The following is a 22,365-nucleotide window of genomic DNA, read 5'->3' as shown; positions in this document are numbered from 1 at the left end:
GCAGCCTCACTTGTCCCCGCCCGCCTTGATAGCCGCTATCCTGCGTCAGGTCCGTGCCGTTTCTGCAACAACGGCGTCAAAATTCGCGCAGGTGATGCCGCAGCGCCGCATTCTGCGGCCCATGCGCGGCAATCGTCCCATTATCGCCATGTTCCTGTATATGCCTTGGCACCGATCAAGGGGGTTCATGGTGGTTGTCCACGAGGTCACGACGAACGGTCAGAAGGACCGCGTTTTGTTGCTCGGCTGCGGGTTCGTGGCCGATCTATACGCGCGTTCTCTCCAGACCTTTCCGGGGATCGAGGTGGCCGGGGTCTACGACATCGACAGCGCGCGGCTGACGCAGTTCTGCACCCATTGGGGCTACCCGGCCTGTGAGTCCTTCGAAGCGCTTCTGGCCGCAGCGCCCGGCGCGCTGGTGCTGAACCTCACCAACCCGCATGCCCATTTCACAACGTCGCAGGCCTGCCTGAAGGCTGGGCACCCCGTCTATTCCGAAAAGCCCCTTGCCACCACGCTGGAGGACGCCAAGACCCTGCACGCGCTGGCCACCGAGCGGGGGCTGACGCTGGCTTCTGCCCCCTGTTCCGCCTTGGGCGAGGCGGCCCAGACGCTGGGCCACGCCTTGCGTCACGGCATCGCCGGGACGCCCCGCGCGATCTACGCGGAACTCGACGACGGATTCGTCCCGCAGGCGGCCTACCACAAATGGGTCTCGGAATCGGGCGCGCCCTGGCCGTATCAGGACGAATTCCGCGTCGGTTGCACGCTGGAACACGCGGGCTACTACCTGACATGGCTGATGGCGTGGTTCGGCCCGGTCCGCACCGTGGTTGCCGCCAGCGCCGAGACCATCCCGAACAAGGAGGGCACCGGCCCCTTCGCCCCCGACCTGTCCGTGGCCGTTCTCTATTTCGAGAACGGGCCGGTGACGCGCCTGACCTGCTCCATCACCGCGCCGCACAACCACACCATCCGCATCGTGGGGGACAAGGGCGTGCTGTCCTGCGACGCCGCTTGGGACAACGGGGCAAAGGTGCGCTTTGCCCGCCGCCTGAACCTGCGCCGCCGCCTGATGGAACACCCGTTCCCGAAGCGCCTGCGCCTCGCCCAACCAACACATCCAAAGGTCAAACGCTGGGGTGCGGCGGCGATGAACTTCATGCTCGGCCCTGCCGAAGTGCTGGACGCCCTGCGCGAAAACCGCCCGCCGCGCATGTCCAACGACATGGCCCTGCACCTGACAGAGGTCACGCTGGCCATCCAGAACGCGGGCGAAACCACGGGCGCGCAGCGCATGACAACCACCTGTGAACCTATGGAGCCGATGCCATGGGCCAGCTGATCGCCATAACCGGCGCGAACGGCTTTCTTGGCCGGGCCTGCGTGGCCGAGGCGCGGCGGCACGGCCTGCCCGTGCTGGCCGTGACCCGCTCCGCGCCGCTGCCCGAATGGTCAAAGGACCCCGGCATCACCCACCTGCAACTCGACCTGACCGCCCCAGACGCCGCGACAACCCTCGCAAACGCCCTCCCGGAGGACGCCGCGCTGATCCATGCCGCCGCCCACATGGGCGACGATCCGGCGCGGCTGGCCCGCGACACGCTGACCGCCAGCGAGACCATCTTCGACGTCTGGACCACGCGCGATCCACGCCTCGTCCTGATCTCGTCCCTGTCCGTCTACGACACTGACAGGCTCGCCCCCGGCGGGACGATGACCGAATCGACCCCGCTGATCCCCTTGCCCGATGGCTCGCTGAAAACCGCCCGCGATCCCTACGCCGGGGCCAAGCGCCTGCAGGAGGAGATGTTCCAACAGGCCGACCGCGAGGACGCATGGATCCTGCGCCCCGGCGCGATCTGGGGGCCGACTCGCAGCTGGCACGCGCTGCAAGGCTTCTGGGCGTCGAAACTCTTCGTCACCATCGGCTCAAAAGGCGAGTTGCCCCTCGCCCATGTCGACCACGTGGCCCGCGCCGCGGTCGAGGCCGCGCGCACGCCCACCGACGGCATCGCCATACTCAACGTCTTTGACGACGACCGCCCGACCCGCGCCCGTTTCCTGCGCGCGCACAGGCGCGTCTACGGCTGGCCGCGCCTGAACCTGACCGTGCCCTATAGCACATGGGCCACCCTCGCCCGGCTGCTGAGGCCTATCGCCAAACACCTCCCCGGCCTCTTCCGCGAGCCGATCCTGCGGGCGCGGATGATGCCGTTGCATTACCCCAACACCCGCCTGCGCCACGCACTTGGCGGGCAGGACATCGACACCTTCGAGGGCATGATGGCCCGCACGAAGGAGGGCAAGGGATGAGCCTGCCGAAACTCGCCTACCTCACCGGGGAATACCCGCGCGCCTCGGACACCTTCATCCAGCGCGAGGTCGCCGCCCTGCGCACATTGGGTCATCAGGTCGAAACCTGTTCGATCCGCACCACCGGGGCCGAGCACCTCGTCGGCCCGGAACAGCGCGAGGAACACGCCCGCACCTTCAAGGTGCTGGACGCCTGCAAGGGTCCGCGCCTGCTGTCGGCGCACCTGCGCTGGATGCGCAAGCCCCGGCGTTACCTGAAGGCGCTGAAACTGGCGTGGACCACCGCGCCGAAAGGGATCAAGGGCCGTCTCTACAACCTGATCTACTTTGCCGAGGCCGGGGTGCTGGCCGCCCATCTTGCGGACCGGGGCATCGGCCACCTGCACAACCACATCGCCAAGGCATCCTGTACCGTGGCCATGCTGGCCTCGGAACTGTCGGGCATCCCCTATAGCTTTACCATCCACGGGCCGGACATCTTCTTTGAGCCACACCACTGGCGCATCGACGAAAAGGCCGCACGCGCGCGGTTCGTCGCCTGCATCAGCGACTTTGCCCGCTCGCAGCTGATGTGTTTCAGCAATCAGATCCACTGGGACCGCTTCCACGTCATCCATTGCGGCGTCGATCCGGGGCGCTACAGGCCTGCGCCGCATGACGGGCAGAACATGCTGTTCGTCGGGCGGCTGGCAGGGGTAAAGGGCGTGCCCGTCCTGCTGCGCGCCCTTGCCGCGCTGAAGCCCGACCACCCCGACCTGCGCCTGACCCTGATCGGCGACGGGCCCGAGCGCGCCGCCATCGACGCCTACGCCCGCCAGTTGGACCTGCACCATTGCGTGACCTTCATGGGCTATCGCAGCCAGTCCGAAGTGGCCGAGGCACTGGCACAGACCGACCTCTTTGTCCTGCCCTCCTTTGCCGAGGGTGTGCCCGTGGTGCTGATGGAGGCCTTGGCCTCCGGCGTGCCGGTCGTGACCACGCGCATCGCTGGTGTGCCGGAACTGGTTAGCCCCGCGGCCGGAACGCTGGTGCCCCCCGGCGACCCGGACGCGCTGGCCGCCGCCATCGCCGAAACGCTCGCTGACCCCGACAGGCGCCGCGCCATGGGGCAAGCGGGCCGCGCCATCGTCGCCGCCGACTTCGCCATCCAGACCGAGGCCGCGCGCCTCTCGACCCTGTTCACCGCCTATGCGCGCGGGGAAACACCCCCAAAGCGCCCAACACCCCTGTCGGAGCCCCCCCAATGACCCCCGTCGACGTCGTCCTGATAGGACGCAACGAAGGACACCGCCTGAAGGCCGCCTTGGCCTCTGTCGCCGAATTGGCGCGACAGGTTGTGTATGTCGATTCCGGGTCCACCGACGACAGCGTCGCCGCCGCCCGCGCCGCCGGGGCCAAGGTCGTCAACCTCGACATGTCCACGCCCTTCACCGCAGCCCGCGCCCGCAATGCCGGGTTCGACGCGCTCGACGCACCGGAATACGTGCAGTTCATCGACGGCGACTGCGCGCTGGTGCCCGGCTACCTCGACAAGGCGGCGGCCTTCCTCGACGACAACCCCAAAGTCGGCATGGTCACCGGCTGGCGGTCGGAAATCCACCGCGACGTGAGCCTGTACAACCAGCTGTGCGACTGGGAATGGCGCCGCCCCGCCGGGACGATCCTGGCCTGCGGCGGCGACATGATGGTGCGCGCGCCGCTCTGGCGCGCCGTCGGCGGCATGAACCCCATCGTCATCGCCTCCGAGGACGAGGAAATCTGCGTCCGCTTTCGCAAGGCGGGCTGGCTGCTGCACCGCATCCCCGAGGAAATGACCCGCCACGACGCCGCCATGACCCGCTTTGGCCAATGGTGGCAACGCGCCATCCGCAGCGGCCACGGCTTTGCCCAGGTGGGGCATCTGCACCCGGAATACTTTGCACGCGAACGCATGCGGGTCTGGACCTACGCGCTGGTCCTGCCGCTGATCGCGCTGGCGGGATTTGTCACGCAACTCTGGCTGACGGCGTTCATCCTGTTGATCTACCTGCTGAATTACCTGCGCACGGTGCAGGGTCTGCGACGCGGCGGTATGCGCTGGTCCGAGGCCTGGCCCCACGCCGCCCTTATCGCCCTGTCCAAATTCCCGAACCTGATCGGCATGTTGCGCTACCACGCCCGGCGTCTGAGCGGCGCCGAAATGCGGATCATAGAATACAAATGAGGCCCACATGACCGTCACCCAAGCCCCCATCCGCATTGGCCTCATCGGCGCAGGCTACATCGCCGACTGGCACGCAGACGCCCTCGCCGCGACCCCCGGCGTTCAGGTGACTGCCGTCTGCGACCCCCGCGAATCGGCGGCCAAGGCACTGGCGGCGCAACACGGCGCAACCATATTCACAGATGTGGACGATTTGATCGCCTCTGGGATGTGCGACGCGGCGCATATCCTCACGCCCCCCAACATACACGAGAGTATAGCGACACAATGTCTCTCCGGCGGGTTGCATGTGCTTGTGGAAAAGCCTGTTGCCGAATCATCCGCTGCCACCCGTCGAATCGCCGAAGCCGCTGAACAGGCAGGCCGATTCTTTGCCCCCGGTCACAACTTCCTTGGCCTGCCCTCGTACACCCGGATGAAGGCCGCGATGCAGGCCGGGGACTATGGCCGCATCCACACGGCCGAGGTCACATGGGCGCTGCCCCTCGCCCCCCTGCGCTCCGGCCCGTTCAACCTGTGGCTGCTGCGCCAGCCGCAGAACCTGATCCTCGAACTGGGTCCGCATCTGGTGGCCTTTGCCCACGACCTCTTTGGCCCCATCCAGATCACCCATGCCGAGGCGACGCACCCCGTGATGCTGCCCGGCGACGATCCCCGCCCGCAGGGCTTTCGCGTGCTGGCCCGCGCCGGGCATGTGAACCTGCTGTTCCGGATCACCATGGTCGAGACGGTGGACGACCGCTCCGTCACGCTGCGCGGCTCGTCGGCGCGCGCGCGGCTGGACTTTGCCGGGGACACCCTGACGGTCGAACGCGAGAACGCCTCCGACCTCATCGTAAACCCGCTGCGCCGCCAGCTGGATCTGGCAGCGCAACGCATGGGCAACGGGCTGCGCAACGCCTGGACCCAGAGCAAGTCTCTGAACACGCAGAACCCCTATGGCCTGTCCTTCCGGGGCATGGACGCCGCCGTCTACGGCGCCATGGCACAAGGCAAGCAGGACCCGCGCTTCTCCGCCGCCTCTGCGGTGGCGGTCATGGACACCATCGACGCCATCATCGACGCCCTTCCGGCGCAGGCAAAGCAGGTCGCCGCCCCGGCGGTAAAGACCCGCGCGCCCAAGCCCACCGCCATGGTCATCGGCGGCACCGGCTTCATCGGTCGCGCGCTGACCCGGCGTCTGGTGGCGCAGGGTCACGACGTGCGCGTCGTCTCGCGCGGGCGGTCCGGCCCCTTCCCGGACCTGCCGGACAATGTCGAAACCGTGCCGGTGGACCTCTATGACCTCGACGCGCTAACTGCGTCGATGCAAGGCATACAACAGGTGTACAACCTCGCCCGCAGCCTTGAATCCACTTGGTCCGACGCGCTGATCCATGACGTGGGCGTGGCCACCCGCATCGGCGTTGCCGCTGAAAAGGCTAGCGTTACACGACTTGTATACACCGGAACCATCGCCTCTTACGACATGTCCGATCCGGGCGTGACGATCACCGAGGACACACCCTTTCCCGCCGACATGACGGATCGCAACATGTATGCCCGGTCCAAGGCCGAGTGCGAGCGCCAGCTGCTGAAGCTGCACACCGAGCGCGGCCTGCCGCTGGTCATCGCCCGCCCCGGCATCGTCGTCGGCCCCGGCGGTCCGCTGCAACACTGGGGCATCGGGCGCTGGCACGGCGCGGGCGCGGTGCGCATCTGGGGCCATGGCCGCAACACCCTGCCCTTCGTGCTGAACGACGACGTGGCCGACGGGCTGATCGCCATGGGCAGCGCAGAGGGCGTCGAAGGGCAAAGCTTCAACCTCATCGGCGATCCCATGATGTCGGCGCGCGATTATTTCGACGCGATCCACGCGGAACTGGGGGCGCGCATCCGCGTCTCGACCGGCAACTTGAACGCTTTCTACGCCTCGGACGCGGTGAAATACCTGCTGAAAAAGCACGCGCTGCGGCGCAAGGGCGTGGTGCGCCCCTCGCTGGCCGACTGGAAAAGCCGCGCGCATTTCTCGCCCTTCGACAATGCCCGGCCCAAGTCGGTGCTGGGCTGGCAACCCGAACCCGACCGCGCGCGTTTCATCGACAGGGCGATCACGCAGGCAAATCTGTTCGGCTTCTGACACGGGGACGGGTTTGGTAAACAATACCCTTTAATCGGTCTCATTCTGGCCAGAATTGACTGCTTTAACCACCCCGAGCAGTCATGTCCGCAAAACGGGCATACAAGGATTTAAAAGCGCAGGGGACCCGCCGCGACGGGGCCCGAGGGCAAGGCATGAACATGATGGACAGCCGGAAATTTCGCCGCAAGCGCAAGGCTCTGAAGGTCGAGGAACCTGCGGAGGAAGATCTCGCACCGATCCCGCCGCTTGAGACCCGCGAAGACCGACTCGCCCGCCGCGAGGCGGAGGCAGAAGCCATCCATCAGGCCGAAGCTCTGCGCATGGCGGAAGAGGCGGAAGCCCATCGGCGTGCCGCAGAGGCAGAGGCGCGCCGCCTTGCCGAGGAAGTCGAGGCCGAGCGCCTTGCCGAAGAGGCACGCATTGCCGCCCATCGCGAAGCGGAACGACTGGCCGAAGAGGCTCGCCTCGCCGCCGAGGCTGCCGAGAAGGCCCGCCGCGAGCAGGAGCGCGCCGAGGCCATCGCCCGCGCCCGCGCCGAAAAGAACCGCCGCCTCGCCGAAGAACGCGCCGCCGCCGAAGCCCAGCGTCAGGCCGAAGAAAAGGCCCGCGCGGACGCCGCCGAGCGCGCCCGCCGTGCCGAAGAAGAACGCATCGCTGCCGAAGAAGAAGCCCGCCGCGACGCCGAAGCCCGCGCTGCGGCCGAAGCTGAAGCACGGCGCCAAGCCGATGAACAAGCCCGCGCAGAGGCCGCCGAGCGCGCCCGCCGTGCCGAGGAAGAACGCGTCGCCGCCGAAGCAAAAGCCCGCCGTGACGCCGAAGCCCGCGCTGCAGCCGATGCCGAAGCCCGGCGCCAGGCCGAAGAACAAGCCCGCGCAGAGGCCGCGGAGCGCGCCCGCGTCGAGGCCGCCGCTGCCGCACGCAAGGCCGACAAGGCCCGCCGGATCGAAGCCGCCCGCCAGGCCGAGGAGCAGCGCATCGCGGAACAGGCCGAAGCCGTCCGCGCCGCGCGCCTCACCGAGATCGAACAGACCCGGCGGACCGTGCCGCCGACGCCCTTGCCGCTCACCCCGGCACAGCGTGCACCCGAAGACCCCGCACCAGAGCATGACGACCTCTGGTTCGACATTCCGGTGGCGAAATTCGACCTGAACCACCTCAACCGCAACCGCATCATCACAGCCGACCGGCTCGATCCGGCGCACACCACCTTTGACGTCCTGCGCACGCGCCTCATGCACGCGCTGAACGAAAAGGGCTGGAAACGCGTCGCCATCACCTCTCCGGGCAAGGACTGTGGCAAGACCTTCACCACGGCGAACCTCGCCATTTCCCTGTCACGGCAGGAAAATACGCGCACGCTGGTGATGGATTTCGACATGCGCCGCCCCAGCCTGCATCAGGTCATGGGGGTCGACGGGCCCGGCTCGCTTGGCGACGTGCTGCGCGGTGCCCTCGAACCCGAGGATCATTTCCTGCGCATGGGGGCCAACAGCTTTGACGCCGGCCGCAACATTGCATTCGCCCTGAACACCGTGGCCGAACCCTATGCATCGGAACTGCTTCAGGACCCGCGCACCGAACGCGCGCTGCGGCATATCGAGGACGTCTTGCACCCGGACGTCATGCTTTTTGACCTGCCGCCGGCGCTGTTCTACGACGATGTCATCGCCTTCCAGCCGATGTTCGACGGCGTGCTCCTGGTGGTCGGCGGCGGCCTGACCACCGAGCGCGAGATCAAGGAAGTCGAGCGTCGCCTCGGCCCCGACACGCCGCTGCTCGGCATGGTCCTGAACAAGGCCGAGGGCACCGGCGTCGAGCGCTACACCTACTGATCCCGGATCAGATGCCGCAAAAGAAAACCGCGGCGAAGGCCCCACCTCCCGCCGCGGTCTCTTCCCTCCGACGCTCCCAAGCGCACGAAGGGGCTGCATTCCGTCGGGCCAGAGCCCGCTTTACTCGCCGGCCACCACGCGACGCGGCAACACGTTCCCCAAGAGCGACCCCAAGCCCGAGGCCTTGCCCAGCCAGGCCACCAGCCCGGCCAGCATCGCGAACAGCGCGAGCGCCTTGCCCAGCCACTTCGTGCCACCCACGGCGCGGTCACGCCCCGTCGCCACCACCGGGATCGACACCACCGGCTGGATGCCCAGAAGACGCTCCATCTGCGCGGGATTGCGGATCGCCGGGTTCATCATTTCCACCACCGCAGCCACGGCCAGCGCCAGCAGCAGGCTGCCAAAGGCCCCCACACCGGCGATCTTCTTGCGCGACGACGACATCGGGTTCTCCGGCACCAGCGCGGTTTCCAACACTTCGAAACGCCCACCGGCCTGTTGATCCTGCAATGCCTGACCCATCTCGGCCTCGGCCTTGGACCGTGTGATCACACTGTACTGGTCCTTCAGCTTGTCCATCTCGCGCTCCAGCCGGGTCAGCTCGCGCTCGACCCCCGGAGCACTGGCAATCTGAGCTTCGATCTGCGCTGCACGGGCCGAGACCAGCGCCAGCTGATCCTGCAACAGCCCCAACTGACGCTCGACGTCCTCGGCGCGCTTGCGGCCATCGTTCGACTGGATCGAGATGATTTCCTGCTCCAGGTTCAACTCACTGTCACGCAGGGTCGTCAGCTGCGTGCGCAGCGCCATCACACCCGCCGGCAGCTGGGCCGCGTTGGCCGTCTTGTACTCTGCGATCATGTCCTCCAGCGCGACGATCTCGGCATCCACCCGCGCTTCTTCGTTCATGTAGAACGCCAGCGTCTCGCGCGCCTGTTCCTCGGACCGGGTGCGCGACTGCACGATCACCGATTCCATGAGGTCGTTCGCAACGACGGCGGCCTTCTCGGCATCGGCCAGTTGCACCGTTATCATCAGCCCCGACGGCCTCTGCCCGGCGGCGCTGAAGACCGGCGTAGAGTTGGTGATTTCCTTGATCCGCGCCGACTGGCGCATCATGTAGACGCGCTCGCTGTCGGTCAGGCTCGCATCCTCGGTGAACAGCTCATGCTTTTCCATCACCCGCACGAGATTGTCGCGCGACATCAGCCGCTGCTCGATCAACTGCAGCCGACGCGAGGTGTCATTGGCCGCAGTTGCCGCCCCGTTCGAGGTGTTGGAAACGGTGGCGTCCTCGATCTGCACGACCGCGGTCGCCTCGTAGACCTTCTGCTGGGTCAGCGCGAAATTTACCGACAGGATACATCCTGCAAGAAAGATCCCGAGGATCAGCCAGCCCCGCCGCTTCACTGCAGCGAGGATTTCTCCGAAGGACTGGAACTGGTTCATGTCACGCGCTCCCGCAAAGTTGGCCCCCAATGCGGAAGAGACGACCCCGGAACCCCGCCCCAATTCGGGCAAAAGGCGACCGGAGCACGCCATCTTCAGGACACAATCTAACCAAGCCGCCTTATTTTTGCCATCACCTTGCGGCCCCAATGCGGGAAACAGTGCGTATCCGCAATCCGAACCGCCGCCATATTTTCGACACGATTTCAGAAATTTGAATGAAATCAGCGGCCAATTTGGGCGCTTCGGCCACATTTCCGGGACATCGTCCCGGCCCCACCTCCTGACGGAAGGCCCCGCCCGCGCCACACACCCGAAAAGGAACCCCACGGCAGACCCGAATCGGACTGAAATATGGCAAATATGGGCAACGTGCCCCACGCCCGCCGGAGGGCCGCGGTCCCAAGGTCGCCGGTTCAGGACCACGCGCCCCCTTCATCTTGATAAAAATACCGTGGAGGGGGTTCGGGGGAGGCAAAGCCTCCCCCGCGTTCCGGCACACACCGTGCCCGTGTTCGTCCCGGCCGCCGCGCCAGCGCAACGACCGCAGTTCAAAGGATCTCAGGCCCGCCGACGCGCCCGCATCTCGCGCCGCCGCGCCATGGCGTCGGCCCGAGTGCTCGTCTGACGCTCACTCGTGGGCGCAACCGCGACCTCCGCGGGCTTCGTTCCGAACTCCATCAATTCAGCCACGCGCGCGCTAAGATCAGCCAGTTTCGGCAGCCGAAAAATATCGGTGATCGACAGTTTCGCCGCGCCCATTTCCTCGCGGATGGCCCGGTGCACCTGCACCGCCAACAGCGAATGCCCGCCGAGGTCAAAGAAGCTGTCGCCCCCCTTCGCCCCCTGCACACCCAGGAAACGGGCCCAGATCGCCGCGACCTGAGTCTGAACCGCAGCCGTATCGCCCTGCGCGACCGGGGCAGCGGGTGCTGGCCTTGGGGTAGCCGTGGAGGCGGGCTGCATCTCGACCGTTTGCACGACCGTCGGCACGGGCAGCGCCTTGCGATCCACTTTTTTGTTTGGCGTCAATGGGAAAGCCTCCATCCGCACGAACCGCCCCGGCACCATGAAGCCCGGCAGTTCGCGCGCCATCACGGCCTTCAACGCCGCCTCTTCCTGCCGCGTGCCGGTGTAATACCCCACAAGCCGCACATCGCCGGGCACATCCTCGCGCGCCAAAACCACGGCTTGCGTGACGCCGGGCACCGACTCCAGGCAAGCCTCGATCTCGCCCAGTTCGATCCGGTATCCGCGCAGCTTCACCTGGTGATCGACCCGCCCGACAAAGTCGATCCGACCGTCAGACCGCCACCGAACAAGGTCGCCGGTCCGATACATCCGCCCAGGTGCATACGGGTTGTCGACAAAGCGTTCGGCGGTCAGGTCCTCGCGCTGCCAATAGCCGCGCGTCACGCCTTCGCCGCCGATCCACAACTCGCCCTCGACACCAACCCCCACGGGCTGCCGGTCCTCGTCCAGCACGTACATCTGCTGGTTCGCCAAGGGCTTGCCAATGTCCACCACCGCCTGCCCCGGCTCCGCCCGGATGCAGGACGACCAGATGGTCGTCTCCGTCGGCCCGTACATGTTGGTGACCGTCGCGCCCGTCGCCTCGGCGAATTCCTCGACCAAGGCCCCGGGCAGCGGCTCGCCACCAAGGTATACATGTTGCACACTCTTGAGTGCATACCGCGCCTCATCGTTCATGACGATCATCCGCGCCATGGACGGCGTGCATTGCAGGTGCGTCACGCCATGCCGCACGATCTGGGCCGCGATGCTGAAATCATCCGCCGCAAGCTCCCGCACCGCGTTGGCACGCCGCACCACCTCGGCCAGCGGGCGCAGCCCGTCCAACACCACGTCCCGCGCGATGCCGTAGTCGATCAGGCAGGCGACCTCGGTCACGCCGATGGCCTTGACCTCTTCGACCCGCGCCAAAGCATCCTCGACCGTCCCGAACAGCCCGCTGTCGTTGAAATACCGCTCGAAGGCGAATTCAAGAATCGCGTCCAGCTCCTCCTCACCCAAGCCATCCAGCGTCAGGTCAAAGGCGTTCGACACCCCTTCGGGCCGCTTGAAGGCCGGGAAGGCCCAGGCGTATTGCTTGATCAGCCCCGCCGCCGAGGTCAGGTAATCCTTCATCGGCTGACGCGCGATCTCACGCGCGTGCTCGCGCGTATCGCTGAGAAAAGTGTGCAGCATCAGCGTGACCTTGAAGTCCGCCGGATCGTGCCCGGCATCCCTAAGCGCCTGATGATACAGCCGGATCTTGCCCGCGACCTCGTCGACAGACTGCCCCAGAAGGTGCGTCAGCACGTGGCAGCCGTTCTCTCCGGCCTCCTTCCAGGTCGCCGGATTGCCCGCCGTCGTCACCCAGATCGGGATCTCCTTCGACACCGGGCGCGGCTGCGTGACCACGGCGTGCATCGAGCCGTCTTTTCGAGGGAATTCAACGGCATCGCCACGCCACAAGCGGCGCACGATGTCCAGATCGCGCATCATGGCGGGCTTGTTCTCGGGCGGCGTGTTCTCCGGCCGCAGCACGAAATCATCGGGCTGCCAGCCGCTGGCAATGGCCAGACCGGCGCGCCCGTTCGTGAGGTTGTCGATGACCGCCCATTCCTCGGCGATCCGCGCGGGATGGTGCAGCGGAGCCACCACAGACCCGGACCGCACACCGATGTTCTTCGTCACCGCCGCCACCGCAGCGCCCGTCACGGACGGGTTCGGATAAGGCCCACCGAAAGCATGGAAGTGCCGCTCCGGCGTCCAGACGGCCACGAAACCGTTCTCGTCCGCGAACTTCGCGCCCTCCAGCAGCATGGCGTATTTGTCGCGCCCGACGCCGTCGTCATTGCCCCAATAATAAAGGGAAAAGTCCATGCCGCCGGCGGTCGGCATCGGCCCATTGGAAATCAGCCCACGGTCCTCGTCCCCGGTCAGAACAACCGTCAAGCCGCGCGCCGTGGTCCAGAACAGTTCCAGCACCGAGATGTCGAAAGACAGCGAGGTCACCGCCAGCCAGACACCCGTCGTCGGGATATGCTGGTCCATCCCGACGTAGAAATTCACCACGTTGCGGTGCTCGACCATGACACCCTTGGGTTTGCCCGTCGAACCACTTGTATAAATCATGTATGCAATGTCACCGGGGGCGGAGACCGGCTCCGGGTTTTCCTCGGGCATCTCCGACAGACGCGGTTCGGCATCCAGCACCAGCACCTGAGCGTCATGACGCGGCAGCGCTGCCTCGACCCCGGCTTGCGTCACGATGACCTGTGCACCGCTGTCCTCGACAAAATGCTGAAGCCTGTCAGCCGGATAGCTGGGATCCATGGGCAGGTAGGCGCCGCCCGCCTTCAATATCCCCAGCGCGCCGACCATCAGGTCGACCGAGCGCGTCACGCACAGGCCGACAATCTGCCCCGCGCCGATACCCATCTGCCGCAGCAGGTGCGCCACGCGGTTGGCGCGGGCGTTCAGATCTGTATACGACAGATGTACATCTTCAAAAATCAACGCGGTGGCATCCGGGCTTCGGGCAACCTGCGCCTCGAACGCGGTCTGCATGGTCAGGCTGCGATCATGTTCGACCGAGGTCGCATTCCATTGATCCAGCACCAGCGCCCGCTCTGCCTCCGGCAGGCCCTCGCCGCCCGCCGACCAGAAGGCGAGTCGCGCCGCCAGCAATTCCGCCATTTCCGGCGCAATACGCCCGGAATCATACGAAAACGCCCCGGACAGATGCACCGTCACGACCGTCCCCGGCACATGCCCCGCCTCGGACACGCCGATCATCGGCACCTCGGGCCAGGACAATTCCGGCGCGCGGGCAAAGAGGTCCGTTGCAAACCGGCGCACAGGGCCAAGGGCCTCTCCGGCGCGCAGAAGCGCCCAGGGGGAGACGATCCCGGTCTCCGCTGCCCGTGCCAGTTCCGCATCCGACCACGCCAGATCGACCGTGTCTCGCCCCGTGACTCGCCGCGCCCAAGGCGCCACGGCATCGCGTGACACGGTCAACTCGCGCGTCACGATCTCCCCCGCCTCGCCGGAAACTCCGGCGATAACAGCAGGTTCAAAGGTCGCAAAGGCGCGCCGCGCGGCCTTCTCCCCCTTCACGGTCAATCCCACGGTCCGGTCCACCGCGCGTAAGTCACCGACGTCCAACCGATCACCGACCGAGGCCACCTGCGCCGCGTTCACCGGCGCACCGCAGATGCGCGTCAGGGTCAGAACCAGCGCACCGCTGCCGCAAGCCACCGTCAAGTCACCGTCGCAGTCCAGAACCGTACCCGGGACAGCGCGGCTTTCGACCACGCGCGCCGCCGAGACCAGCCAGACCTGCCCCCCCGCCCGTAGCTTTGGCGCGCAGAGCGGGTTCCAGTACGGCCCGTGGTCGAGCGCGCGCACGTTCCGCTCCAACGCACTGGCAGGCAGGGAAAAATCCAACAGACCAAAGCCTTTCGGACGGTCCGCCAAGGCATGATACGTCCGCTGCGCCAAGTCTTGCGGCGCACGGCGGAGGCCGTTTTCGAGTTGCTCCAGCACCGCCGGAAACGACCCCATAGCCGCCTCGTAGGCCTTTGTATTCAACGTGAGCGCACTGTCCCCCGGCGCAATGTCAAAGAACCGCTGCACGAGGATATCACCCTCGTCCACACCGCCTTCGATCATGTGCCAGGTCACGCCGTGGCGTGCCTCGCCCTCGAGCAGCGCCCAGACGGGCGCGTTCAACCCAGCGTGACGCGGCAAGGGCCCGTCATGGAAATTCAACGCGCCGCGCGTGGCGCAGGCCAGCACGTCCGTCGGGATGATCTCGAGATTGGCAATTGACAACAGCCAGTCGAACACACCCAGCCGTTCCGCCAGACCGTCGCCGTATCCCTCGACCCGTAGCCCGCGCCCCTCGGCCCAGGCGCGCACATCGGCGCTATGCGTGACGACCGCTCGGACGCGATGCCCTTTTGTCAGAACCATCTCGCCACACTGCACCAGCAGCGATTCATTTCCGATCAGAACGCAGTCAAACGTGGACATGTTTGTCCCTCCTCGTCGCCCCTTCGGCACCCGGCAAGGGGCGCGTCATGGCCTTCAGGTCGTGTTTTAGGAGATCGCGCAGAAAATGCGGCGGATCAGCGGGCGGCTTACCCTGCACGACGCGCCTGAGCCGCCAGAGCAGCCCGCCCGCCACATGCGCCAAGGTGGCGGCAACGGCATAGGCTCGGCCGTGGTTCTTGGCGAAATAGGTCCAGCGGCTGTCCAGCCAATAGGTTGGAATTCTTGACCATTTCTTCATGCCTGTCGAGACCGATCCGATATGCATCACAGCGCTTTCGCGCACGTAATGGGTTTCAAACCCGGCGCGGGCGATTTGCAGACACAGGTCGGTTTCCTCGAAATACAAGAAGTATTCCTCGTCGAAGGAACCTGTTTGCTCCAACACCTCGCGGCGCAGCAACATCGACGCCCCCGCCAGCCAGTCTACAGGTTGTGTACAATCCGGAACGCCCAATGGCACCCGATGACGCGCCAGAGCCCGGGACACCGGGCCAAAGCGCACCGCGCCCTCGAATTCCGATGCAATCGACGGAAAGCGGAAGGCGGTCACATGCGCCTCACCGTCCTCGCCGTGGATGTAGGATCCGGCGCAGCCGACGCGTGGATGCGACGCCAAATGGTCGGCCAGGGCCCGGATCGCATCCTTGGCCGGAAAAGCATCTGAATTCAGCAGGTATATGAAATCCGGTTCACCGCCATCAGCCATCCCGGCCCAGATACCGACGTTGTTCCCGGCACCGAAACCCCCGTTGTGCCCGGACTGGAACACCCGCACCGGCAGGCCCTCACGGTCCACCGTGTCGCGGATCACCTCGAATGACCCATCCCCCGAATCGTTGTCCACAACCACCAGGTCAGCGTCCAGCCCCTCCATGGCGTCCAGCGCCGCGCGGATCGACCGCAGGGTCATCTCGGCGGTGCGCCAGTTGAGGGAGACCACGAGTATACGCATTGTCTACTCCGCCGCGTGGCCGGGGAAGGGGACCACCTCACCGGGCGCGGAATGCTCTGCCGTCTCGATCGCCGCCCGCATCAGGCCCGCCAGTACGCGCACATTCGGCTCCAGCACCATCGAGTCATGGTCGCCCGGCACCTCGTGCACCTCGACCTGCGGCGCGACCGAGCGCCAGTCGTTGTCCTCCAGCACATAGGTGCGTTCCGAATTCACCAGGCGACCACCGGAGACACGCCATTTGCCCACCAACGGCGGTCGGAACAGCACCAGACGCCCGGACCATGTATGCACCTTGTATGCAGAGATGGCACGGTAGAAGGCCGCTTCGATCTCGGCATTGTGGAAGCCCGTGGCCGCCGTCGCCTCGGGCGCGCGCCTCCGCGCGATCTCCCAGGCGATCCGGTTCTTCGCCCAGATAAACGGATAGGTCACACCCTTCTCGCGCGCCTGCGCCAACTGGATCAGCGCCCGGTCCACCGGCTCCAAAGGACGGCGCTGCGGCAAGGGCGTGTCCAGCATGACCACCAGCGACACCTCCTGCCCCATGGCCTCCAACTGCCGGGCGACCTCGTAGGCGGTGATCCCACCGCCCGAGAACCCGCCCAGCATATAGGGCCCCTCCGGCTGCACCTGCCGCATCTCGGCAATGTAGTCGCGGGCGGCCTCCTCGATGGTCTCATGCGGGGCTTCACCGCCGTACAACCCGCGCGCCTGCACGCCGTAGAACGGGCGATCCGTTCCCAGAAGATGCGCAAGATGACGCAAGTTCAACACGTTACCGAACATCCCGGCGATCAGGAAGAACGGCTGGCGCGGCCCGCCGTCGCCGTCATGCATCGCGACGAGATGCCGGAATCGCTTGACCGGAGCGGCGGGCGCGGCCCCCTCGACGGGCCCCACCTCCGCTTCGATCAGCCGGGCGCAGGCGCGGATCGTCGGCGCTTCGAACAGCACGGAAATCGGGAAATCGACGCGGAAGGCCTTCTTGACCATGGCAAAGAGGCGCACCGCGATCAGCGAGTGCCCGCCAAGGTCAAAGAAGGAATCCTCGACGCCAACATTTGTCACCCCCAGCAGCTCCTGCCAGAAGCCCGCCAGCCGCGTCTCGATCTCGCCCTCGGGCGCGACAAAATCGCTCTCCAGCTGCGGCCGGTCAAAAGCCTGCGTAGCCGAGGCCTCAACCACCCGCGCCTGTTCCACCAGCGACGGCAGATCCATGGAGGACACCACCACCTGCCGCTCGCCCGATCCCAGCACGCGCCAGAAAGCATCGACGCCCTCGGCGGGCAGGATGCCCTGCGACAGGTTGTGCGCCAGCCGTTCCTCGGCGGGGGACAGGGCCTGCGCACCGGCGGGTTCGTCGAACTCCACCTCTGCGACCGTCAGGCGCGGGGCGGCACTCAGCACGTCCAGCGAGGCCAGTTTGCGGATGGTGAAACCCTTGATATCCACCAGGACTTCGCCCTCGGGCGTGCAGAGCGTGATGTCGAACACCGCCGTTTCGCGCGCCGCATCATTGGCCGCCGCGTTGCGCACCCAGCTGACCACCCGCGCGGGCAGGCTATTAGACAAAGTGTATACATGGACCGAGGCATAGCGCACCGGCACCCACAGATGCGTTGGCTGGTAGCCCGCGATCAGCTCCATCGCCCAGCCCGTCGCAATATCCAGCAGCGCCGGGTGCAGCAGGCAGCCGTCACCTTGCGCGTCGACGCCCAGAGACAGGTCCGCCACCCCCTCGCCACGCCCCAGCGCGCAGGCGTCCAGCACCTGCCAGCGCGGTCCGAAGTCGAGGAAAACCTCCTGCGCGGTCAACATCTTGGCCCCGCTACCGTCGCGCACAGGACCGCAGCGCCGCCGCACCGCGTCGAGGTCGACCGCCGCAGGCCGCGCCATGGGCAGCAGTGACAGATCACCTTGTGCACAACTTGCATACCCGTGCCGCCCGTTCAGCGAGACATCCGCCAGGACCTCGAATCCATAGCCCGCATCCGACCGTTCCAGCCGCACGCGAACGCCGCGCGTGCCCTGCTCGGCCACCTTCAGCGGGCGCAGGAATTCCAGGTCGCGCAGTTCGAACCCGCCGTCCTCGTGATGCGCCCGCAACGCATGAGCGGCGAGCGTCAGATACCCCGTCCCGGGCAAAAGCGCATCGCCTGCCCGTGTCCGGTGCTCTCCGATCCACCAGTCGTTCACACTGTAAGACGCGGAAAACACGCGATTTCCCTGCGCGTCAAAGGTCATCTCGTCCAGCATCGGCAGCGCCACCGATTCCACCGGCGCCTTGGGCAGATCGCCCGTGCGCGCCGCCACGGCCTCGGCCGCCATGCCGACCTCGTTCCAGATGCCCCAGTTCAACGCCACAACCCGCGTCTTGCCGGACCGCGCCTGCGCAAAGGCGTTCAGGAACTCATTCGCCGCCACGTAATCCACCTGCCCGGCGGGCGCGGTCACGGTCGAGGAGGAGGCAAACAGCACCATCCACTCGACCGAACCGTCGGGAAAGACCTCGCCCAGCACCTCGGTGCCGTGGATCTTGGGCGTGAACACGTCCTCCACTGAAGACGGCGTTTTCGTCATCAGGGGCGCGTCGGCGATCACGCCCGCGCCATGCACGACACCTGTGATCACACCAAAGCGCGCCTCGATCGCCTCGCGCGCCGCGCGCATCTGGCCCGCGTTGCAGACGTCGGCGGCCACGACCATGACCTCGGCCCCTTGCGCCTCCAGCGCCTGCACGGCGCGGATGCGCGTGGCAACCCGGTCCTGCGGCGCGTGACGGCGCAGGTAATCCGCCCATTCGGCGCGATCCGGCAGGGCCTTGCGCGCCAGAAGCGCCAACTTCGCCCCGCGCGCCGCCATGTCCTGCGCCAACGTCAGGCCGATGCCGCCAAAGCCTCCTGTGATCACAACGACACCGCCATCGACTGGCGGAACCGCCTCCAACGCCACGGGCCGCATAGCACATTCGAACCGCCGGTCCCCGCGCAGCGCCGCGATGCGGTCGCCCGGCTCGGCCAGCAGTTCCTCCAACAAGCGCGCCTCGAGCGCCGCCAAGGCGCTATCCCGCACGGCTTCGGCCCGCGCGCGCGCCCAGAACGGCGCCTCCACAACCCCTGGCAATTCCACATCCAAAGTCGTGACCGAAACGCCCGCCATCTCGCGCGGGATCACCCGCGCGGGTCCAGCCACGGTGGCCTTTTCCGGGTAGGGCAACGCCTCGTCCCGCAGCCGCGCCGCGCCATTGGTCACCACCGTCAGATGCACGGGACGCGGAACCGCCTCCCCCTCAAGCGCCTGCGCGAGAAAGAGCAACGTGTAGAACCCCTGCTCCTGTACGCGATGGAAGAACGACGACCCGGGCCGATGCCCCTCCCCCTCCGTCAGCAGCCAGAAATGCCCGATCCGCGTCGGCAACAAACCCCGCGCCGCCAGATCAGCCATCAGTAGGTCGAACCCTTCGCGGCCATGCTCCGGCGCGAGAACATACCCCTCACCCACCCGGGCAAAGCCGTCACCGGGCCGCACCTCGACCACCTCATGCCCCGCACCGCGCAGCCGCGCAGCCAGCCGCCCCGCGACTCCGGCCTCGTCCATGAACATCAGCCAGACCTGCCGGTCGGCATCCTCCAGATCGGACACCTCCACCTCGGCAGCGCGCGGCCGCCAGACCGGCTTCCAGCCCCAGCCCGACACGTCATCCGAGCGCATCAGGAACGTGGGCCGCGTGTCCGCCGCCTTGCCCGGTTCGATGAAATAGCGTTGCCGCTGAAAGGCATAGGTCGGCAAGACCACCCGGTTGCGCCGCGCCTCGCCCCAGACCTGCCCCCAGTCGATGCCCACGCCCAGCGCCGCCAGCCGCCCCAGCACCTCGAACATATGCGCATCGTCGGCCACGTCCTCGTCGCGATGCCGCAAGGACGACAGCACCTGCCCCGCCACCACACCGGGATGCGCCCGCGCCAGCGAGGTCAGCGCCTTGCCCGGCCCCACCTCCAGCAGCACGCGCGACGGCCCGGAAACCGCGCCCACGCAATCGGCAAACAGCACCGTTCCGCGCAGGTGCGACACCCAATACCCCGGGTCCGTCGCCTGCGCGTCGGTCATCATCTGCCCGGTCACGTTGGAGGTCAAAGGCACCTGCGGCGCGCGCAATTCGATGCTGCGCAAGTAGTCGCCAAAGGCCTCCAGCACCGGCTCCAACAACCGCGAATGCGCCGCGATGTCGATGCCGATGCGCTGGCAATCGACGCCTTTCGCCGCCAGCACACCCTCCAATTCATCCAAGGCCCCCTGAGGTCCCGAGGCCACCGACAGCCCCGGCGCATTCACCGCGCCCAGATCCAGCGCATCTCCCAGCAAGGGCCGCAACGCGTCTGCCGCCAAACCAACCGACAGCATCCCGCCCTTCGGCACCGAATCCATCAGCCGCCCGCGCAAATGCACCAGCCCGATACAGTCCTCGAAGCCCATCACGCCCGCCACGCAGGCCGCCGTGTTCTCGCCCATGGAATGCCCGGTCAGCGCCACGGGCGTGATCCCCCAGCTCATCCACAGCTGCGCCAACGCGTATTCGGTAATCATGATGAGCGGCAATTGCACCGAAGGCCTGAGCAACGCCGCCTCGTCCGACCCCAGCCAGAGCGCGCGCACATCCCGTTTCTCTGCTTCGGAAATACTCACTTCCGACGCCGCCATCAGCGACTCCAGCACAGACAATCCACGATCCATCCACTCGGCAAAGACCGGCTCCGTCTCGTACAGGTCCCGCGCCATGCCCGCGTACTGCGCGCCGCCGCCCGGGAACATGAAGACCACCTCCGGCGACTCCACCGCCTCGTGCACGAACTGCCGACGCGGTTCGCGGCCATCCAGACGGTCCGCCGCCTCGGCATGGGTTCCGGCAACCACAACCATGCGACGATCGAAATGACGCCGCCCCTCGCGCAGCGTCCAGGCGACATCCGCCAAGGGCTGCTCGGGATGCGCGCGCAGATGCGCCGCCAGACGCGCGGCATTGGCCTCCAGGGCCGCCTTGGACCGGCCGGAAACCGTCAGGATCTGGAACGGCCAGTCGCTCTCGTCGCTGGCCACCCGTTCCGGCGCTTCCTCCAGCACCACATGCGCATTGGTCCCGCCAACGCCCAGCGAATTCACCCCGGCGCGGCGTGGCGTCTCTCCGCGCTCCCACGCGGTCAGCCGGTCGTTCACCACGAAGGGAGAGCCGTCGAAATCAATCGCCGGATTGGGTTTCTCGAACCCCAGCGAGGGCGGCATCTGCCGATGGTGCAGCGCCAGCGATGCCTTCACCAGAGATGCAACGCCCGCCGCCGTATCCAGATGGCCGATGTTGGTCTTGACCGACCCGATCCGGCAGGTCCCCACCGCATCCGATGTCTCGCGGAAGGCCTGCGTCAGCGCAGCCACCTCGATGGGATCGCCCAGATATGTCCCGGTCCCGTGGCATTCAACGTATTGCACCGTCTCCGCCGTCACACCCGCAAGGGCCTGCGCATCGGCAATCGCCTCTGCCTGCCCCTCGACCGAGGGGGCCAGATACCCGGCCTTCTGCGCGCCGTCGTTGTTGACAGCGGAGCCCTTCACCACGGCCCAGATGTGATCGCCATCCGCAATGGCATCCGCCAAACGACGCAGCACCACCACGCCCGCGCCCGACCCGAACACCGTCCCCTTCGCCCGATGGTCGAAGGCATGGCAGGCCCCGTCCGGGCTGAGGATCTCGTTCTCCTTGTACAAATACCCGCGCCCCTGCGGCAGTTCGATGGTCACGCCCCCGGCCAGCGCCATGTCGCATTCGCCGTTCAACAGCGCCTGCGCGGCGTAATGCACGGCGACCAGCGACGTTGAACAGGCGGTTTGCAGGTTTATCGACGGCCCCTTCAGGTCAAGGATATGCGACAGCCGCGTCGTCATGAAATCCTTGTCGTTCCCGGTGTGGCGCAGCAGGAACATCCCCGTGTTTTCAACCAGGTCCGGGTTCGAACAGACGTTGAAGTAGAAATACGACCCCATCCCGCAGCCCGCGAACACACCGATGGAACCATCAAACCCCTCGGGCACGTGGCCCGCCGTCTCAAGCGCCTCCCATGCGACTTCGAGGAACTGGCGGTGCTGCGGGTCCATCACCGCCGCGTCCTTGGGCGACAGCCCGTAGAACTCGGCGTCGAAGTCCGCGAAACCATCCAGCGGCGCGGCAAAGGGCACGTAATCGCGGTGGCGCATCAGGCCGGGGTCTTCGCCCGCGGCGGTCAGCTCTTCCTCGGACAGACGGCGGATCGAGGACACGCCGTCGCGCAGGTTGCGCCAGTAGGCAGCGATATCCTCCGCTCCGGGCAGGTGCGCGGCCATGCCGACAATTGCGATGTCATTCTCGCTGACCGAGTCCGTCATGCCCAAACCA

General features: G+C 66.6%; 10 protein-coding genes. 6 read left to right on the top strand and 4 right to left on the bottom strand.

Annotation, left to right across the window (positions count from 1 at the left end; all coding sequences use genetic code 11):
- Positions 1-187: 187 nt before the first annotated feature.
- The 6 genes from ACP16H_RS07560 to ACP16H_RS07535 all read left to right on the top strand — a co-directional run bounded on the left by ACP16H_RS07560 (position 188) and on the right by ACP16H_RS07535 (position 8,473).
- Positions 188-1,345 carry a Gfo/Idh/MocA family protein gene (locus tag ACP16H_RS07560; RefSeq protein WP_425071658.1) on the top strand — a complete coding sequence of 386 codons (1,158 nt, stop codon included), beginning with the start codon at positions 188-190 and terminating at the stop codon, positions 1,343-1,345.
- Positions 1,333-2,316, top strand: coding sequence for an NAD-dependent epimerase/dehydratase family protein (locus ACP16H_RS07555; protein ID WP_425071657.1), 984 nt, complete (start codon positions 1,333-1,335; stop codon positions 2,314-2,316). The genes ACP16H_RS07560 and ACP16H_RS07555 overlap by 13 nt, the downstream gene beginning before the upstream one ends.
- Positions 2,313-3,563 carry a glycosyltransferase gene (locus ACP16H_RS07550; RefSeq protein WP_425071656.1) on the top strand — a complete coding sequence of 417 codons (1,251 nt, stop codon included), beginning with the start codon at positions 2,313-2,315 and terminating at the stop codon, positions 3,561-3,563. Before ACP16H_RS07555 ends, ACP16H_RS07550 begins: the two co-directional genes overlap by 4 nt.
- Positions 3,560-4,519 (top strand): glycosyltransferase, encoded by a 960-nt coding sequence (locus tag ACP16H_RS07545; RefSeq protein WP_425071655.1) that lies wholly within the window; start codon positions 3,560-3,562, stop codon positions 4,517-4,519. Before ACP16H_RS07550 ends, ACP16H_RS07545 begins: the two co-directional genes overlap by 4 nt.
- A 7-nt stretch (positions 4,520-4,526) precedes the next feature.
- Complete coding sequence (locus ACP16H_RS07540; protein WP_425071654.1) at positions 4,527-6,638, top strand: NAD-dependent epimerase/dehydratase family protein; 2,112 nt, start codon at positions 4,527-4,529, stop codon at positions 6,636-6,638.
- A 155-nt stretch (positions 6,639-6,793) separates the two neighbouring features.
- Entirely contained in the window at positions 6,794-8,473 is a 1,680-nt protein-coding gene (locus ACP16H_RS07535; protein WP_425071653.1) for a CpsD/CapB family tyrosine-protein kinase, read from the top strand.
- A 120-nt stretch (positions 8,474-8,593) separates the two neighbouring features.
- Here ACP16H_RS07535 and ACP16H_RS07530 read toward each other — a convergent pair whose 3' ends face one another.
- The 4 genes from ACP16H_RS07530 to ACP16H_RS07515 form a co-directional block, all read right to left on the bottom strand.
- Complete coding sequence (locus tag ACP16H_RS07530; RefSeq protein ID WP_425071652.1) at positions 8,594-9,925, bottom strand: GumC family protein; 1,332 nt, start codon at positions 9,923-9,925, stop codon at positions 8,594-8,596.
- Between the two features lie 561 nt (positions 9,926-10,486).
- A complete protein-coding gene (locus ACP16H_RS07525; RefSeq protein ID WP_425071651.1) occupies positions 10,487-14,968 on the bottom strand; it encodes a MupA/Atu3671 family FMN-dependent luciferase-like monooxygenase in 4,482 nt (1,493 codons plus the stop codon).
- Complete coding sequence (locus tag ACP16H_RS07520) at positions 14,955-15,941, bottom strand: glycosyltransferase family 2 protein (protein WP_425071650.1); 987 nt, start codon at positions 15,939-15,941, stop codon at positions 14,955-14,957. The genes ACP16H_RS07525 and ACP16H_RS07520 overlap by 14 nt, the downstream gene beginning before the upstream one ends.
- 3 nt (positions 15,942-15,944) lie before the next feature.
- Positions 15,945-22,355, bottom strand: a complete 6,411-nt coding sequence (locus ACP16H_RS07515; protein ID WP_425071649.1) for a type I polyketide synthase — start codon at positions 22,353-22,355, stop codon at positions 15,945-15,947.
- Between the last annotated feature and the right edge of the window lie 10 nt (positions 22,356-22,365).

This window comes from Sagittula sp. S175 (genome assembly GCF_049800975.1).
In the GTDB taxonomy this organism is placed as follows: domain Bacteria; phylum Pseudomonadota; class Alphaproteobacteria; order Rhodobacterales; family Rhodobacteraceae; genus Sagittula.
The sequence above is the reverse complement of the archived record's forward strand: the minus strand, read 5'-3'. Positions and strand labels throughout refer to the sequence as shown.